Source organism: Clostridia bacterium, assembly GCA_035561135.1.
Classification (GTDB): domain Bacteria; phylum Acidobacteriota; class Terriglobia; order Terriglobales; family Acidobacteriaceae; genus DATMYA01.
The window spans coordinates 56,724-71,586 of sequence record DATMYA010000040.1; the positions used below are offsets into that span (position 1 = coordinate 56,724).

The 14,863-nt window shown below is 58.6% G+C and carries 13 protein-coding genes; 8 read left to right on the plus strand and 5 right to left on the minus strand.

The genetic code is table 11. The annotated features are described in order from the left end of the window. Nucleotides 1-53 precede the first annotated feature (53 nt). Nucleotides 54-2,162, minus strand: a complete 2,109-nt coding sequence (locus VN622_08080) for a S9 family peptidase (GenBank protein HWR35807.1) — start codon at nucleotides 2,160-2,162, stop codon at nucleotides 54-56. 121 nt (nucleotides 2,163-2,283) lie between these two features. Between VN622_08080 and VN622_08085 the strand changes: the two genes are divergently transcribed. Beyond that, entirely contained in the window at nucleotides 2,284-2,895 is a 612-nt protein-coding gene (locus VN622_08085) for a hypothetical protein (protein ID HWR35808.1), read from the plus strand. Nucleotides 2,896-2,926: 31 nt separating this feature from the next. Here VN622_08085 and VN622_08090 read toward each other — a convergent pair whose 3' ends face one another. Continuing rightward, nucleotides 2,927-4,978: a GAF domain-containing sensor histidine kinase gene (locus VN622_08090; protein HWR35809.1), complete on the minus strand. Its 2,052-nt coding sequence runs from the start codon at nucleotides 4,976-4,978 to the stop codon at nucleotides 2,927-2,929. 160 nt (nucleotides 4,979-5,138) lie between these two features. Between VN622_08090 and VN622_08095 the strand changes: the two genes are divergently transcribed. Further along, complete coding sequence (locus VN622_08095) at nucleotides 5,139-6,002, plus strand: hypothetical protein (protein HWR35810.1); 864 nt, start codon at nucleotides 5,139-5,141, stop codon at nucleotides 6,000-6,002. Between the two features lie 95 nt (nucleotides 6,003-6,097). Here the strand turns inward: VN622_08095 and VN622_08100 are convergent, their stop codons facing one another. The 3 genes from VN622_08100 to VN622_08110 form a co-directional block, all read right to left on the minus strand. Then, nucleotides 6,098-7,117, minus strand: a complete 1,020-nt coding sequence (locus VN622_08100) for a phosphotransferase (protein ID HWR35811.1) — start codon at nucleotides 7,115-7,117, stop codon at nucleotides 6,098-6,100. Between the two features lie 331 nt (nucleotides 7,118-7,448). Continuing rightward, on the minus strand, nucleotides 7,449-7,997 hold the full coding sequence (locus tag VN622_08105; GenBank protein HWR35812.1) for an HNH endonuclease: 549 nt from the start codon (nucleotides 7,995-7,997) through the stop codon (nucleotides 7,449-7,451). A gap of 41 nt (nucleotides 7,998-8,038) precedes the next feature. Then, nucleotides 8,039-8,710 carry a ComF family protein gene (locus VN622_08110; GenBank protein HWR35813.1) on the minus strand — a complete coding sequence of 224 codons (672 nt, stop codon included), beginning with the start codon at nucleotides 8,708-8,710 and terminating at the stop codon, nucleotides 8,039-8,041. Nucleotides 8,711-9,189: 479 nt separating this feature from the next. On the opposite strand from VN622_08110, the gene VN622_08115 reads away from it, so the two are divergent. From VN622_08115 to VN622_08140, 6 genes are all read left to right on the plus strand, one after another. After that, on the plus strand, nucleotides 9,190-11,241 hold the full coding sequence (locus tag VN622_08115) for an oligopeptide transporter, OPT family (protein HWR35814.1): 2,052 nt from the start codon (nucleotides 9,190-9,192) through the stop codon (nucleotides 11,239-11,241). A 152-nt stretch (nucleotides 11,242-11,393) separates the two neighbouring features. Next, the gene (locus tag VN622_08120) at nucleotides 11,394-12,101 is read left to right on the plus strand and encodes a YggS family pyridoxal phosphate-dependent enzyme (GenBank protein ID HWR35815.1); all 708 of its coding nucleotides are present in this window, start codon (nucleotides 11,394-11,396) and stop codon (nucleotides 12,099-12,101) included. Next, nucleotides 12,098-12,433 (plus strand): hypothetical protein, encoded by a 336-nt coding sequence (locus tag VN622_08125; protein ID HWR35816.1) that lies wholly within the window; start codon nucleotides 12,098-12,100, stop codon nucleotides 12,431-12,433. Before VN622_08120 ends, VN622_08125 begins: the two co-directional genes overlap by 4 nt. Beyond that, a complete protein-coding gene (locus tag VN622_08130; GenBank protein HWR35817.1) occupies nucleotides 12,430-12,723 on the plus strand; it encodes a DUF167 domain-containing protein in 294 nt (97 codons plus the stop codon). Before VN622_08125 ends, VN622_08130 begins: the two co-directional genes overlap by 4 nt. A gap of 57 nt (nucleotides 12,724-12,780) precedes the next feature. After that, nucleotides 12,781-14,253, plus strand: coding sequence for a sodium:solute symporter family protein (locus VN622_08135; GenBank protein ID HWR35818.1), 1,473 nt, complete (start codon nucleotides 12,781-12,783; stop codon nucleotides 14,251-14,253). Between the two features lie 236 nt (nucleotides 14,254-14,489). Continuing rightward, nucleotides 14,490-14,720, plus strand: coding sequence for a hypothetical protein (locus VN622_08140; GenBank protein ID HWR35819.1), 231 nt, complete (start codon nucleotides 14,490-14,492; stop codon nucleotides 14,718-14,720). Nucleotides 14,721-14,863: the final 143 nt, after the last annotated feature.

Below are 14,863 nucleotides of genomic sequence, written 5' to 3' on the forward strand. Positions count from 1 at the left end.
CGGCTCGCGAGCCGTGCCTTCTGGTTCTCTTACACCTATCTATCGTGTGACATCTAGCGTTTGCTGTCTGATGTCTGCCGTCCGACGTTTGCCCCTTGCAGATAACTGTCCACCCAGCCGTTAACCGTCTTGTACCAGAGCTGCGAATTTTGCGGCTTCAGAACCCAATGGCCTTCGTCCGGGAAGTACAGCATCTTCGAAGGCACGCCCAGTCGCTGCAAGGTTGTGAATAGCTGGAAGCCTTCGCTCACGTCGAGACGGTAATCAAGCTGCCCGTGAACGACGAGCGTCGGCGTCTTGAAATTCTTCGCGTACTGGTGCGGAGACCACTTCACGTACGTCGCCCGGTTATTCCACGGCGTACCCTTGAGCTCCCATTCGGGGAACCACAGCTCTTCGGTCGAACCGTACGCGCTCTCGGTGTTGAACATGCCATCGTGTGAGACCAGGCACTTAAAGCGCGTGTTGTGTCCGAGAATCCAATTCACCATGTATCCGCCGTAGCTCGCGCCCATAGCGCACTCGCGGTCTTTGTCAATGTACGGATACGTCTTCTCGGCATAGTCCAGGCCCATCATCAGGTCTTTGTAAGCGCGTCCACCCCAGTCGCCGTTCACGTCATCGACAAATTTCTGTCCGTAGCCGGTCGAGCCGCGCGGATTCACCATGACGACCACGTAGCCGTCAGAGGCGAACATATTCGGATTCCACCGGAACGACCAGTCATCGCCCCACGCCCCCTGTGGTCCCCCGTGGATGAGGAACTTCACCGGATACTTCTTTGCGGCATCGAAGTTGGGCGGCTTCACGATGAAGCCCTGCACCTTTGCCTTCTCCGACCCGGTGAACCAGAAGGGTTCGACAGGCTGCATGGAGACGGCGGAGAAAACTTCGCGATTCACGCTGGTTAGCTGCGCGTCCTTGCCGGACGCCTTCCCGCCTGCCGGATCAACTTGCACGGCGAACAGTTCAGTCGGGTACTGCACCGAGTTCCGGCCGAATATGATCGTCTTCCCATTCGGCGTCGGTGCGGGTGAATCGTTGGATCCGCGAACAACTTCGACCGGCGTGCCGCCCGAAATATCAACGGCGTACAGTGGCGACTCGCCCTTGTCTCCCGCCGTGATGTACAGCTTCTTCGAGTCCGGAGCCCACGCCATCGAATCCACCCAGCGGTCGAAGCCTTCGGTTAGATTTGTGATCTTTCCCGTTGCGCGCTCGATCAGGCGCAGACGGAAGCGGTCGCTCTCGTAGCCGGCGCGGAACTGCGAGCGGATCGCCAGCCACTTGCCGTCCGGCGAATACATTGCTGTCGAATCGCTGCCCTTGTTCTCTGCGGTCAGGTTCCTCGGCTTCGCACCTTGCTCTGTCAGCGACAAGACGAATACGTCACTGTTGGTGCTCGTCGCCTGCACTTCCTCGATGTTGCCGGTAAAGGCGATCTCTTTGCCATCGGGCGAAAACGCGTACTGGTCCTGTCCGCCGAGCGAGAACGGAGGCACATCGTGGTCGCCGGGCACGAGGTCGCGAGCCACGCCTCCCTCCGCCGGAACGAGAAACAGGTGCGAACGCTTGCCCCCGAAGTAGCTCGACCAATGCCGGTAGAAAAGATGCTCATACACAGTCGCCTTCACCCGCGACTTCTCGCGCTCATCTTCTTTCCCCTTGTTGCACGCGTCATCCGGGCAATCGGGATAGACATCGCTTGTGAACAGTATCCACTTACCGTCAGGTGACCACGTCGCGCCGCTCGCTTCTGTCGAAATGCTGGTCACCTTGCGCGGTTCACCCATGAGCACGCCGTTAACGGAATCGAACTGGTGCACCCACACCTGCGAACCACCATCGCGCGCGCTCACGAACAGCACGCTCCTGCCGTCGGGCGCGAAGCGCAAACGGTCTTCGCCCGGCCCGCCCGCGGTCGTCAAACGCCGCGACTCGCCACCCGCAACCGGCACTACCCACAGGTGCGGCTTGCGCGAGTTGTCCGTCAGGCTGACGTCCACGGCCGTGAAAGCCACCCAGCGCCCATCCGGTGAGACAACGAAATCGCCGACACGCTTCAACTGCATCATGTCGTCCAAAGTGAAGGGCCGCTTGCTCTGCGCGAAAGCGAAACACGAGAGCAGCAACAGGCTGCCCAGTAGAATGCGACGTATCATTGCGCCTCCAGAAACGACGGCATAAGGCCGTCCTCTGCCGATTGCCAAATGGCTGCGGCATACGAAATCGTAAGTCTAAACGAAGGTAGCCAGCTTAGGAACAAATCGGCTGTAAGATTGGATGTGCTCACCTACGATCCCAATATCACTAAGCCAAGATAAGGAGGGTGCGATGAGAACTTTACTACTAACATTTGCTGTCCTCCTGTTGGCACCGGTTGCACAATCGGGCGATGGACCACAACGTGGCTATGTTCCGTTTTGTGAGATCGTGCGCCATCCCGAAATGTACGATCAGCAGAAGGTTGTGACCGCTGGCGTTATTGAATCAACCTTGGAGTACAGCTTCTTCCTTGATCCAGCGTGTCCGGCAGCCGCAAACGACGACGATTCAACTCTGCCGGTGTTGGAAAATAAGGACGAAAGCAGTGCCGCGAGAAAGCGTCTAGATGATCTTTTCGAAACCAAGAAGCGTGCATTCGTTGTTGTAGAGGCACGTTTCGATGCGTTCAACCGGTACAAAGGCGAGCTTCCCAAGGATGAACGGCTGCAAGAACTGTTGAAGAAAGGCAACGCCCGATTCGGACCTAATAACTGCTGCCGGTTCCGGCTAGCCATCCAGTTCGTTAAACTTGCCGAACCAGTGGCCCAGCCGCAAGCAGAAGGGGAGAGTAGGTCGAACGCCGCACACGAGAGCCTGCACGCCAACGGGCTACAAGGCCGACGACGTTAACGCGCCAACGAGTCCTGAGCGCGGACGAGGATCACGACCCGAGCGTAGCGGCCGAACCGTGCGCCCTTGCCGCTTCCTCTCCATTCAGCGCCGGAAGCTCCATGCTGACGCATGCACCGCGCGGATGCACGTTGCGCGCATAAATGTCGCCGCCATGCTGCTTCACAATCCCATAGCAGATGCTTAGTCCCAGCCCGGTGCCGCGCCCCGGGCCTTTCGTCGTAAAGAAAGGATCGAAGACCCGCGTCACGTCGCTGAAGCCGCCGCCGGTATCCAGCACGCTCACAACCACTCTCTCCCCGACATGGCGCGCGTGTACCGTCACGCTTCGTTCGTCGGAGTTTTGCATTGCGTCCGCCGCGTTGCTCAGCAGGTTCACCACAACCGTCTTGAGCTGCGCCTCGTCCACGGCGACGGGTGGCAGGTTCGACGGGACGTCACTCTCCACCACGACTCCAAGCCTTTTCAGTTCATAGTCGCGCAGATTCAGCGCCTCGACCAGCACCTGCTGGAAGACTGCCGCCTTGGTCTCAGTCTTTGCCTGGCGAGCGAAGCGCAGCAGATTGTCGATGATTAGCTTCATCCGTCTGGCTTCACGACGAATGATGTCCAGCTCGCGCTGATAACGGCCTTCGGTGTCGCTGTCCGACATAAGTTCGGTGTAACCCATGACGGCCGTCAGAGGATTGTTCAGCTCGTGAGCCACGCCGGAGACTAGCTGCCCGACCGATGCCATCTTCTCCTGCAGGACGATGCGTCGCTGGAGCGTGGCATTCTCGATGGCGACGGCCACGTCGCTGGCCAGCATTTCGATTTTCGACATCTCCTCGTGCGTAACGCGGCTTGCATCTTTGGGATCGTCAAGCAAGATGCATCCCACGATTGCCCCTTGCGCTGAGCGCAACGGCACCAGCAGTTCATCGCCCTCGCGCCAGAACGGGTTCATGTCGAAGTGTTCGATGCTGCTGACGGCGTACGCGCGTGCAGCAGCGCCGCTGCAGATGAATGAGTTGTGCCCAATCTGTCGCGCCCCGGCGCAGAGTTCCGCTACCTTTTCGGCTGTGAAGTCGGTGAGTTTTTTAGTGAGTTGCTCGTATGCTTCGGAACTTACGCCAGCGTGGCCCACGAGCACCAGGCGGTTCCGCTCATCGGGCAGAAGGATGGCGACGCGCCGGAAATTCGCAAATTCAGTAATGACCTGCGCGATCTCGCTGCACAGCGACCGAACCTCGGCACCACCCAACAGCCGGGAGGTGATGTCGGCAAAGCGCCCCATCTGGAGATTCAGCGTGCGCTCTCGCTCCCCCGCCGCCCGCGCACCGCGTGATTCTTCTTCCAAGAGGGTCAGGATCATGCCTACGCCAACGAAGAGTTTCGGGATGTTCCACAGGTCGCTGTCGAAGCCCACGATGGCGACGACACTGGGTGCGAAAGCCGCCAATGCCCATATCCCTGCCCAGGCAAAAAAGCCGCCGCAGGAAAGCAGTACACCGGCAGAGGCACGCCAGAATCGTCGCGCGAAGAGAACACCCGCGAGCGTATACATCGCCAGCAACATCGTATAGAACGCGATGTCGGCGTGCTCCGTGCGGATATGCCAAAGCGCGATCCCGCCGAGCGACGCAAGGAATCCCATCGTGCACACGACGTAGACCGAGAATCGGCCGTACCAGGCCAGGAACCAGGCTGCGCCACCGAAGAATATCCACGCAGCCAAACATGAGTATGCGAGCCGGTTGGAACTATTCGCCGCCATCATGCCGGCATACGTCACCAGCGGTATGCTCATGAGCACAAAGGCCCCTGAGCGCAGGCGTGGCACTTCGACCAGGGTGGTCATGGAAACGAGGAAAGCCAGCCCCGCCACCTGCAACGTTGCCAACTGAACCGTGTTTACTATCCAAGTTGCCCCCGGCGAAGACACTGAGAACAGCGCGGCCACAAAGTGCAGGAACATGACCGACCAACCAATAACCCAGAAGCGCACGCGTGCAGTTCGGTGTTGCCTCTGCAGGGAAAAGAAGACGCCGACGACGACGCCGACGGTCATTACTGCAGGAATGCCCTTAAGAAACTCGCTCATGGTTGGGGGAGTACGCGCTAACATTCTATGCGGAGTAGCCGGACAGGCAAGCATAATATCGCCTGATGTCTCCCGATTCACTGCTCGAGCGGCAACTGCCAACTGCATCTCTGGTGCGAGCTTCGCATCTAATTGCTGGAAGAATCACAGGAAAACTCTCATGAGAATCAAACACTTACTCCGCACTGCTCCGCTGCTGGCACTCTTATTCACGCTGCTAAGTTCCGCTCCCGCACTGGCGCAGGACCGGGGCGAGGGCGAGTTGAGAACGGTTCCTCCATCGGGTATCACGGTGGAAGAGGTTATTCAGCGCTTCGCCACGAAGGAGAAAGAGTTCAAGGAGGCGCGCGAGAACTACACATGGAGACAGTCGGTGAAAGTGCAGACGATCGACGGCAACACCGTCGATGGCGAGTACCAGTCCGTCGTCGATATTCTTTTTGACGATAAGGGACGCCGCCAGGAGCAGGTGGTATTCGCGCCTCAGTCCTCCCTGCAACGTGTACAGATGACACGCGAGGACTTCGAAGACATCGAGAAACGCCTGCCGTTCGTGTTGACCAGCGACGAAATCGGGCTATACGACATCAGCTACGCGGGTCAGCAGAAACAGGATGAACTGAACACGTACGTGTTCGACATCAAGCCCAAGCGCATTGAAAAGAATCAGCGCTACTTTGAAGGCCGCATCTGGGTGGACGACCACGATTTCCAGATCGTGAAGACTTTCGGTAAAAATGTGCCCGACGTCGTGCAAAAGAGAGGGCAGGAAAACCTGTTCCCCAAATTCACCACGTACCGCGAGCAAGTAGATGGCAGGTACTGGTTTCCGACCTACACGCGAGTCGATGACACGCTACAATTTTCCGCCGGTGACGTGCATATTCGGCAGATCGTGAAATACACGAATTACAAGCGCTTCGGGTCCAAGAGTCGCATCACCTACGAAGGTCAGGAGATTCCGGGCCAGTCACAACAACAGGCTCCCCAAGGGCAGACGCCGCCTCCGCAGACACCGAAGTAACGAAGCCGGAAACTTTGAGTAGGGAAAGAGAAAGGCGACGGCTGCCAGCCGTCGCCTTCTTCATTGCCATCTTCAGACAGCGGCGAAGGAGTTGCCTACGCAGCTGGCGCTAGCGACCGCTCAGCCGCCTGCTGTATGAATCTCTTCATCACCGTCGCCCACATCACCTTCTTGCGGACGGCGCTTTCCTTCACGTTGCGGCCCTGAGCGAACATGCTAAGCAGAGCCTGCATCTTCAAAACCCGCAAAATCTGCTGCTCCGCGGGGGTTACGCCATAAGCTTCCAGAAAACTCTCCTGCACCTCGGTCGTGATCGATCGGTTACAGAAGGGATATTTCTCCAACGCCTCCACGGAAGCCAGGAACGATGCGACGTCGCTATACGACGTACCGCGCTCCGCCATGTTGGCGAAGTCGCTGAAGCCCACGCCCTTTTCGCCAAGAACGATGTTCAAGGGCGAGAAGTCGTTCAGCACAGCCGAGGTCGGCAGCGCTTTCCTGGTCTTGGACAGGATCGACTTAGTTCCCGACAGAATCATCCGTACAGAGGCTTCGTCCAGTCCGGAACCCTTGCAGTTCGCGCAAAGCTTTTCAAGTTCGCGCAGCAGAGTTACACCGTCGAACGGAGCCGGCAAGTCGGCCGTAGCCTTGTGGAAGCGGCGAAGCCACTCGCCAGCGTGGCGAGCTGCTGCGTGCAACGTGCCAAGGTCGGCATAGCCCGGAAGAAGTGCAGCCTTCATGATGATCGATTGCAGCGGCATGCCGCCTAGCTTCTCGGCAACCACCGCCCCAAACTCCACGAACTCGCCAACGGGGCGTGGAACCCCGGCCAGGTTCTTTTTGCGAAACGTGTCATAGACCTTGCGTAGATTGCGGGTCTCCACGCTGGCCATGTCCTTCGAGCCCCGCGCACCGCACTTGCTTGCGCGATAAACCTTGGCCGCCAATCGCTCCGCGCCATCCGCAAAGTCGATCACGATGTCATAAATATAGTGGTCGCTCTTGGGAGTGTGGCCCACAACCCGAACATTCCTGAGCTCCCCGTGTTCGGGATAATACTGGGCGCCGGTTTGGCGCAATTCCGTAACAATATGCTCCATCACGTTTTCCGGCATTTATACTCCAGGACTTCTTATCAGCTTGCGTGAAGGGTTTTTGCCAGAAGAGGGTCTGGCAGCGATTATTGAATAAGCAGTTACGCTTCCAACAGCAGTGACCTGACAGGCCGCTAAACTATTGAAAAAAACGCTACACTCCACTCCTTCAACTCTCTCGGTGGTGGCTGATTGGGAACCGGCGTTCACAACTTAGGCAAAATCGGCGACTACGCCGACAAGGCCAAGTCCCTCAGGTGTGTCAAAAGACGCCTGCCATCGAGCACAATTTGCGCAGCAAAAGGAACGACCGACGTGCGGCCGGCCAAGTTGCTGAAACTAAAATTCCAACTTAGTAAAACAGGTATTTCCGCCACTTTGCGTCCGAGCGGCCCATCATTCGCATGATATGTCGGCTGGTATGCAGCGTAAATGGACGCGGCTCGCGCAACAGTCTCATGCCGGTATCGTGCGCCAGTTGGTTTCCCTTCTTGCGATTACATTCATGGCAGCACGCGACGAGGTTCTCCCATGTAGAGGCGCCACCGCGCGAGCGCGGGATCACATGATCGAGTGTCAAGTCGCTGGAGGACAGCAGCAGGCCGCAATACTGGCAGGTATTACGGTCACGCAGCAGGATGTTCTTGCGCGACAGTGCTCGCGTCTGGTGCGGAATGCGGCGGTATTCAAGCAGACGAATGACTGAGGGCACTCGCATTGCGATGCGCGGCGAGTGTAAGAAGTGTCCGTTGATCTCTTCCGTCATGGCAACGCCCTTCAGAACGAGCACGATCGCTCTGCGTGCCGCACAAACGTTGATCGGCTCATAGGAGGCGTTCAGAACCAGCACCGGCGCGTGCATCGCGCTATACGGGTTCTCGACCGGCACAGCGGTCTCCATCGTCGGACGGCTCGATCTGTGTCCCTCACGTTTCATGATTTCTAAGGTGCATGTGCGACCAGGGCCGCCTCGCCTTCCTCCTCCTGAATACCCGCTCGGGGGACATTCGCAAACGTTCCTGCATCCCTGAGTGCGCGGCCGACGGTCACGACCCAAACGTCCGCCGCCCCGGCCTTGCGCAGCACACGAGCGCACTCACCCACCGTCGCGCCGGTGGTGAAAACGTCATCCACTAGCAGCAGAGCGCTGTTTGCAATGTCGTTTAGAGATCCGACGGCAAAAGCTCCCCGCATGTTGGCTCGGCGTTGTTCTCGCGTCATGCCCACCTGCGACTCCGTCGCACGCTTGCGCACAAGCGCACTCAAGTTCCTTCGATAACGAATCCGACTCTGCCGTTCAAGGTGCCGAAGCGCAGCTTCAGCTATCAGCTCCGACTGGTTGAACCCGCGCTGCCGCAGTTTGCTCGCGTGTAACGGCACCGGAATCACCAGCACGTCCGCCGGGAACTCCGCTTCAAGCGTTGCAATGGTTTCAGCCAGCATCCGGCCTAGCACACCCGCCGCGGGACGCACTCGGTCATACTTCAATAGATGCACTAATTCGCGTAGTCCCCCGGCATACGGCCCGTAGGAGGCCGCGCGCACGAAGGTCGGTTGCTCGCGGCCGCAGTCATTGCAGCGCGCTTCGCCAAGTTGACATTCATAGCGCGACAACAGGACATCGCCGCATACGGCACAACGCGCACCCTCCGCCGGCCGGATATTGGCAAGACAAGCATCGCAAACGGGCAGCCGCGAAGCATTCGCCAGGGGTGTCTGGCAGAGACGGCAGTCGGAGGGGAAAAGCGTAGCGAAGAGAGTTCCAACCGTGTCACAAAGAGTGGAGGCGAGCCATGAGCGCGAGTGTATTTCAGGAAGTCTGGTGGTCCGTATTATTCTGGCAGCTTCTCGGACTCGGGAAGACTCTGGAGCTGCTCTGTGGCCGCTACTGCTGAAGACGACCTCCTCACGGCGCGAACTCGCGAGTTCAGTGCCTCCAGTATACGGCTGCTTGCGTGCGCTGCGCAATCACGGACAACAGGTCTTATCACATTCAAAGCAGGATTAACGCACTTGTGCTCACTGCTTGCTACGTGCTAACTTGCGCCGAATCTCCTATGTGCGTCCAATACTGGGAAGGATAAACCATCAAGATGTCTGTTCAATACGACAAGGATTCGATTTCAACCCCTAGCAAGTACCGCCCCTATGTCCCCCCTGACATGCAGATGCGTGAATTCACGCTTCGTGCAGTTTTGCTCGGACTGGTGATGACCGTCATCCTTGGCGCTGCGAACATGTATTTGGGTTTGCGAGCGGGAATGACCATCGCCGCCACCTATCCAGCCGCCGTCATCGCCATGGCTGTGCTGAGACTTATGAAGGGCTCCATCCTCGAAGAAAACATGGCTCGTACCATCGGCTCGATTGGTGAGTCGGTAGCCGCTGGCGCCGTGTTCACGATCCCGGCGTTCATCATCGCCGGTGTCTGGCCGGTATTCGACGTCCGCAATGGGTATATGAGTTCTGTCGCGCTGATGGCCGTAGGCGGAACACTGGGCATTCTTTTCGTGACCCTGCTTCGCCGCGTCATGGTGGAAGATCCCGACCTTCCCTACCCGGAATCGGTCGCTGCCGCTGAAATCCATAAGGCGGGACAGCAGGGTGCGCGCGCCGCGAAAATCCTGTTCGCGAACATGGCGGTCGGCGCTACCGTGTACTTCCTCGGCGCCATCCAGTTCTTCTCGGCGACCAAGGAATTCATCTTCAAGGTAGGCACTCTGGGTACCAGCGCCGTTAAGTTGACGCGTGCCGCCGGTGAACCCACGATTGCAGCCGGAGGCGTCACCGCCTTTTCGGCACCCGCCATCAGCCCGGCTTACCTCGGCGTTGGCTACATCATCGGACCCCGCCTCGGCGCGTTGAACTTCGCCGGTGGCATTTTTGCATGGGGACTCCTGGTTCCGCTTCTTGTCTTCTTCCTTGGGCCGCAAATGAGCGCAGCCATGCCGGCCGGAGCCGGTGAAGCCGGTTGGGCTGGCGCGGCCGGAGCGGTCTGGTACTCCATCGTGCGTCCGATCGCTGTCGGCGGAATGCTTGTCGGCGCGTCGTACACGCTCTTCAAAATGCGCAAAAGCCTCGGCCTTGGCATGAAGCGCGCCGTCGCCGACCTGAAGAAGAGCGCATCCGTGAGCGCCGCCACAAACCGCACCGAACAGGACCTGCCCAGCAAGTTCATATTCATGGGCTTGGGCGTCGTTTTCCTCTGCATGATCGCCCTCTACTTCTACTTCACTAACGTGATTGGCGGCGCATTGCTTTCCGCCATCGTCATGATCATCCTCGGCTTCTTCTTCGCCGCGGTTTCCGGCAATCTCGTCGGCATGATCGGTTCTTCCAATAACCCGATCTCCGGGCTGACACTCTGCACTCTCATCGTCGCTGCCCTGCTGATGGTTGCCATCGGCATCAAGGGTCCCACCGGCGTCGCTGCCGTTCTGGGCGTAGCCGCCGTCGTGTGCGTCAGTTCCGCTGTCGCTGGTGAGATGCTGCAGGACCTCAAGGTTGGACACATCCTCGGCGGCACACCGTCGAAGATGCAGATTGGCGATCTCATCGGTATCGTCATCTCCAGCCTCGTACTCTTCTTCCCCTTGATGGTTCTCAACAACGCGTACGGTTTCGGCAGCCCGCAACTTCCTGCTCCGCAGGCTGGCCTCATGGCCTCACTGGCATCGGGCATCGTCGGCGGAAACATGGCGTGGCCGCTCGTTGTCGTAGGCATCCTGATGGGCTTCGGTCTAATCCTGATCGAAGTTCGCAGCCCAATGCTGTTCTCGGTCGGCATGTACCTGCCGCTGGAAACGACATTCGCCATCTTTGTCGGCGGCGTATTCCGCTGGGTTACCGACAAGCTGCGCGACCGCAAGAAGTTGAACGATGCACAGAAGGCTCGTGTCGAGAATTCCGGCGTGCTCACCGCATCCGGTCTTATCGCCGGAGAGGCACTCTGCGGTCTTGTCATTGCCGCGATCATCGGCATACAGAAGAGCAAGGACATCAAGATACTGCCGACAATTTTCGAACACCCGCCGCTCATCATCGGAGCAGTCGTGCTGGTCGCTTTGGCCATTCTGATGATTCGCCTGCCGCTCGCCAACGCCGGACACCCGGACGAACCGGCTCCGCCGACGGCGATTATGTAATCGATTGCCTCGGGCGCACAGCCCGCAGCGATCTGCCTGGAGCGAGGACGCGCCGACATAGCGTGACCTCCGAAGGACAATAAGTAACGGGCGCTCGCAAGAGTGCCCGTTTTTTTCATCTCCATTTTCCATGTGTGGGTAGAATGTCTCCGATGTCCATCGCCGAAAATATCGCGGCCATTCGCACGCGCATTGCAAGCGCCGCAGCACGCGTTGGCCGTGACCCGGAAGCCGTTTCGCTGATGGCCGTCTCCAAGACGCATCCTGCCGAAAGCATCCGCCAAGCTTACGAAGCCGGACAACGCCTCTTCGGCGAGAACCGCGTACAGGAATTTTTCGGCAAACATGACGCCCTTGGCGATTTGGCCAGGGCCCGATTCCACCTCATCGGACATCTTCAATCCAATAAGGCGACAAGAGCTGTCGAACTCTTCTCCGGCATCGATTCTGTCGATTCGCTGAAACTCGCCGAACGTCTCAACGCCGCAGGCGCACAGGCTGGGAAGACCGTCGCAGTGCTGATCGAGATGAACGTTGGCGGTGAGCAAGCGAAGTCGGGCATACCGCTGGATTCCCCCGAACTGGGCGCCATCCTCACAGCCGCCCCGCGGCTCACAAACCTGGACATCTGCGGCCTGATGACGGTGCCGCCATTCACGCAAGATTCCGAAGGCGCGCGACCATTCTTCCGCGCATTGCGCGACCTGCGTCACCGCATCGCCGCCTATGATCTGCCGCGCGTCAGCATGACCGAGCTATCGATGGGAATGTCGCATGATTTCGAGGTAGCCGTCGAAGAAGGCTCTACCTGCGTGCGAATTGGAACAGCGATTTTCGGAGCGAGAGACCACAGCGCATGAGCATTATCGACAAGATTCTCGGGTGGGTGATGGTGGCGCTCGGCGTGGCGCACAGCGTCGGGACCTTCGCTCTTTACAAGCCTCTGAACCGCAACGCGGCCTGGTTCTTTGGAAGCGGAGTTGCCCTCGTTGCCGTTGGCATGCTGAACCTGGTGCGCGCGCGCAAATCGGACGCCTTCACGCGTGGCTGTTCGGTCATAGCCAATTCACTTGCGCTCATCCTTACGGTTGCCGTCCTTTGGTCGCTCGGTCGCAACGTTATGGATTCGCCACAGGCTATAGCCGTGGGCGTAGTCATCGTCCTTGAACTTATTTTCTCCGCCGGAAAATGACAATCCCCGTCAATGACACGCCCAAAGGCGCTACGTTCGAAATACGCGTCCATCCGCGAGCCAGGAAGAACGCCGTCTCCGGCCAGTTGGGCGACGCTCTCAAGCTTTCGCTGACCACGCCGCCCGTCGAAGGCCGTGCCAATGAGGCCTGCATCGAGTTCCTAGCAAAACTTTTGAACGTCGCGCGTTCGTCCGTTACCATAGCTGCCGGTGAATCCAGCCGAAACAAGGTCATCCGCGTCGCCGGACTCTCGGCGGCGGAGGTCCGCAAGCGCCTTGGATTCCAGTAGGACCAAGCGCGAGGAATACGTGCGCGTGTTGTCCACCCCCGAAACAAGCAGGTATCAATGAATCTCTACGCAATCGTCGTCGCAGTCATCGTTGTAGCTCTGCTTACGGTCAGCATCTCGCAAATCCGCAAAGTCAAGACCAAGGCCGACTACCTCGTCGCTGGACGTTCCTTGCCCGCCTACGTCCTCGTTGCGACGCTGTTGTCCTCGTGGATTGGCGCCGGCTCTCTCTTCGCAGGCGCGGAGAACGCCTTCCGCAACGGCTTTGCCGCGCTCTGGCAACCGGCTGGCGGATGGGTCGCCCTGGTTATCATGTATTTCGTCGCGCCCCGCGCGCGCAAGTTTGCGCAGTTCACCATCCCCGACCTTCTGGAGACGCGGTACAACACCGCGGCTCGCGTGCTTGGAACCATCGCGATCCTGTTCGCATTCACCGCCATAACCTCGTATCAGTTCCGCGCCGGCGGCGACATTATGCATCTCATCTTCCCCGAGATCGGTCGCCAACAGGGCACCATCATCATCGCCATTTTTGTGATCGCGTTCACGGCGCTCGCCGGCATGGCGTCGGTCGCTTACATGGACGTTGTCATCGGACTTCTCATCACCGTCACAGGCGTTATAGCCGCACCCATGCTGCTCAGCCACGTTGGCGGATGGACAGCGTTGCATGACAAGCTGCCACTTTCGCATTTCACGCTGTTCGGCGAATTCGGCGTCCGCGACGGAGTGGATCACGGCACTGGTGCTGCACTGCTGCATGCCCTCGAATATTTCTTCCCCACCTTCCTGCTCATGCTCGGCAACCAGAGCATGTATCAAAAATTCTTTTCCGCTAAATCCGAGAAAGACGCGAAGATGGCCGTCGCCGGCTGGTTCGTAGGCACGGGCATCCTTGAGACCCTTATCGTCGCCATCGCCGTCTTCGGCTCAGCCCTGTACTTCACCATGCCGCGCGCTGAACTGAACCCGCGTGAAATCATCCCGTTCACCGCGCGTCACGCGTTGCCGAGCTTTATCGGCGCACTGCTGATGGGTGCTGTCTTCGCTAAAGTCATCTCAACGGCTAACAATTACCTGTTCTCGCCGGCGACCAACCTCATCAATGACGTTTACACCCGCTTCATCAACAAAGGCGCGTCCAACAGGAACATCCTTTTCGTATCGCGCTTCCTCGTCGTGCTCCTCGGAATCTGGGCGCTCTTCCAGGGCATCGGCTTGGAATCGATTCTGGCAAAGGCTATGTATGCTTACACCATCTACTCGGCGGCAATTACGCCGGTGGTGATGGCAGCCTTTTTCTGGCGTCGCACCACGGCCACGGCTGCCGTTACGTCTATTGCCTTGGGAACGACGATCACGATTTACTGGAACGAGTTCCCCAACTATCTGCCAGCCGGATGGGCACAGCGCGACGCCATCTTCCCCGCGCTGATCGTCTCGCTGGTGGCCCTGATCGTGGTGAGCTACATAACGAAGCCGCCGCGCAAGGAACAGCTCGCACCGTTCTTCGACAATGAAACCGCATAAACCCCGTTGAGCCGCCAGGGTAAGAGAGAACCTGGCGGTTCACCAGTTATTGCCTCAGCTACGTAAACTCGCGCGCCGATTCCCCAAGGCGCAAGAAGCGGGGTCATCCTGAGCGCAACGAAGGATCTGCTGTTCAAGACAAAGCAGATCTTCGGTCACGCAAAGCGCGTGACCGAAGGATGACCCAACATAAAGTTTTTCAGCAGCCTGTTTAGCCGTTGAGGTACAACTAGAGAATGGAACCGAACCTGACAGCTATCTACGAAATCCTGCTTGAGCAGCACAAAGCCATCCGCGATGCACGCCTCCAGGTGGAGTCGTTGAAGGCGATGATGTTTGACCACCGTCCCGCCTTCCGCGAGAGCTTCGCCCAGCAGGTCGAGATCGTCTCCGCCTCCGAACCGTTGCGTCAGTTTGACGCTCAGATCGCGGCGCTTGAGCAGAGCCTTACTCGCCTGCGCCAGTAACCCGGCGGTAGCACGTTTCTGCTTCCGTGTAGCAGTTCGTCCGATACAATAAATAACGCCATGGATCTCACAGCTATTCAGGCCGCATTGCGCGAGCGCAAGTTCGACGCGTGGCTCTTCTACGATCACCATCACCGCGACCC

Bases quoted from the DNA above. Each gene is read 5' to 3' on its own strand.
- VN622_08105 (HWR35812.1), bottom strand. From the start codon at position 7,997: ATGGAGACCGCTGTGCCGGTCGAGAACCCGTATAGCGCGATGCACGCG.
- VN622_08125 (HWR35816.1), top strand. From the start codon at position 12,098: ATGAGCATTATCGACAAGATTCTCGGGTGGGTGATGGTGGCGCTCGGC.
- VN622_08130 (HWR35817.1), top strand. From the start codon at position 12,430: ATGACAATCCCCGTCAATGACACGCCCAAAGGCGCTACGTTCGAAATA.
- VN622_08135 (HWR35818.1), top strand. From the start codon at position 12,781: ATGAATCTCTACGCAATCGTCGTCGCAGTCATCGTTGTAGCTCTGCTT.
- VN622_08100 (HWR35811.1), bottom strand. From the start codon at position 7,117: ATGCCGGAAAACGTGATGGAGCATATTGTTACGGAATTGCGCCAAACC.
- VN622_08090 (HWR35809.1), bottom strand. From the start codon at position 4,978: ATGAGCGAGTTTCTTAAGGGCATTCCTGCAGTAATGACCGTCGGCGTC.
- VN622_08085 (HWR35808.1), top strand. From the start codon at position 2,284: ATGTGCTCACCTACGATCCCAATATCACTAAGCCAAGATAAGGAGGGT.
- VN622_08095 (HWR35810.1), top strand. From the start codon at position 5,139: ATGAGAATCAAACACTTACTCCGCACTGCTCCGCTGCTGGCACTCTTA.
- VN622_08140 (HWR35819.1), top strand. From the start codon at position 14,490: ATGGAACCGAACCTGACAGCTATCTACGAAATCCTGCTTGAGCAGCAC.
- VN622_08120 (HWR35815.1), top strand. From the start codon at position 11,394: ATGTCCATCGCCGAAAATATCGCGGCCATTCGCACGCGCATTGCAAGC.
- VN622_08080 (HWR35807.1), bottom strand. From the start codon at position 2,162: ATGATACGTCGCATTCTACTGGGCAGCCTGTTGCTGCTCTCGTGTTTC.
- VN622_08115 (HWR35814.1), top strand. From the start codon at position 9,190: ATGTCTGTTCAATACGACAAGGATTCGATTTCAACCCCTAGCAAGTAC.